Annotated in this window: 2 protein-coding genes; both read left to right on the top strand. The window is 37.1% G+C overall.

Annotation, left to right across the window (positions count from 1 at the left end; all coding sequences use genetic code 11):
* The first annotated feature begins 75 nt into the window (after positions 1–75).
* Entirely contained in the window at positions 76–1,185 is a 1,110-nt protein-coding gene (locus ACRCJ0_RS12850) for a hypothetical protein (protein ID WP_431390677.1), read from the top strand.
* Positions 1,186–1,197: 12 nt separating this feature from the next.
* Positions 1,198–1,959: a glycosyltransferase family 2 protein gene (locus ACRCJ0_RS12855; protein WP_431390678.1), complete on the top strand. Its 762-nt coding sequence runs from the start codon at positions 1,198–1,200 to the stop codon at positions 1,957–1,959.
* Positions 1,960–1,993 lie beyond the last annotated feature (34 nt).

Here is a 1,993-nt window from a genome sequence, read left to right on the forward strand (position 1 = left end):
TTCTTCGGATTAATTATTGCCTACATTGGTATTATGGAAGCACAAGTTTTTGGAAAGAAAAAGAGGGTAGAATAAATGAGTTTATTAACAATAATTGCTGAACTATGGCGATTTTTCATCAATAACATCATCAAAATTATAATCGGCGCAATCATTGTCATGGGATTGACCTTAGGCGCACGGATGCTTTTAACCAATTACATTGAGAACTCTGCAATTGGTGAAGCCACTTCTGAAACATCTGCGAATGCAGAGTTAACACCAGAAGAAATCGAAGCATCATATAACTATTTAGCGACGGTGTATGAACAAGAGCCAGCAGAATTCTCTTTTGTGGGCATCAATCCAGAAGGGTTAACTTTAGGTAATTCATTTATTTTAGATGAATTATTATCGCGTCCAGATATTATGGCTGAGTTAGAAGAGATTTCTGGCGTCGATATTGCCGCTACGCTAGAAGCTCAAGAAAATGTTGGACTAGAAAAATCACGCGACTTCCGTGGAGGACTTGCAGCCGTTCGAAATACCTCTACGGATGAAATCACTATGCGTGTCTTAGTGGGGCAAACTGCAGAAGAAAACTTAGCTGTGGCAGAAGCTATCTATCAATATATTGTTGATGGCAATGTACCAATTTATGAAAATTACGACCTTACTTTCTTATCTACACCAGATATCGGTGAAGATTTAATTGTTGAAGAAAATATGATGATTCCAACACCTAAGACACTGTCAGGACTCCAACCACAAGAAACTGGTGGCTCATTAGTGATCTATGCTGTTTTAGGTGGGATTTTAGGTGTGATTTTATCAACAACCGTATTATTTATCTTACATTTCTTCAGTAAGAAAATTAACTATGCTTATGATTACACTTGGGATTTTGCTGACTACCAATGGTTAGTAGACAGCAAAAAAGTTAATACAGAAAACTTAAATAACTGGTTAATGATTCCGGCTGATAAAAGTAGAATTGCCTTAGCGCAAACGACAGATAACGAAATCATCCGATCTTTCTCAAATACACAATTACCAGTGACCAATCAATTAAATGTTGAAAATCAAGCACCTGAAGAAGTGATTATCTTTATTGAATCAGGTTCTACAGATAAAGATTGGTATCAAAATCAATTTGAATTGAGTAAGTTGTATGAGTCAAGAGTGAAGATTATTCACTTGAAATAGGAGGCAAAACAGATGACTTTCCAATCCAATCTAATCTCAATAGTAACACCGGTCTATAACGCTGAACGATTCATTGGTGAAACGATTAAAGGGGTTCAAGCCCAAGAGTATGCTAATTGGGAGATGTTACTAGTGAATGATCAATCAACAGATACCAGCCTGGAAATTATCGAACAGTTTGCAACAGAAGATAGCCGAATTAAAGTGATTAATCTAGCTGAAAATAGTGGTGCTGCTGTAGCGCGAAACACTGGTATTGAAGCGGCACAAGGTCAATATCTTGCCTTCGTCGATTCAGATGATGTGTGGGATAAGGATAAATTAATCAGACAAATCTCTTTCATGCAAAAAGGTGAAATTGCCTTTTCTTACACGGATTTCCGCCTTGTTGATGAAACAGGTCAAGTGTTGAAAGAAAAAGCCAATGTACCTATTTCCTTAGACTATACTGGTTTATTGAAAAATACGGCTATTGCTTGTTCAACAGTGATGATTGATCGAAATATCATTGGTGATTTCCGGATGCCTCTTGTACGAAAAGGACAAGACACGGCAACTTGGTTGCAGATCATGCGGGAAACGGGAATTTCAGCCTTTGGGATTACTCAACCTTTAAATTCTTATCGACAAGTTGCAGGGTCAATTTCTAGTGATAGAGTAGGTGCCTTAAAACGTACTTGGAATACCTACTACAACTTGGAAAAATTACCACTACCAAAAGCAAGTTATTATTTTGCTTCCTATGTTGTCAATGCGATTTTAAGAAGATTATAATGATGAATGTAAGTGGCCTAGCCACTTACATTAT

This window comes from Aerococcus sp. L_32 (assembly GCF_050689315.1).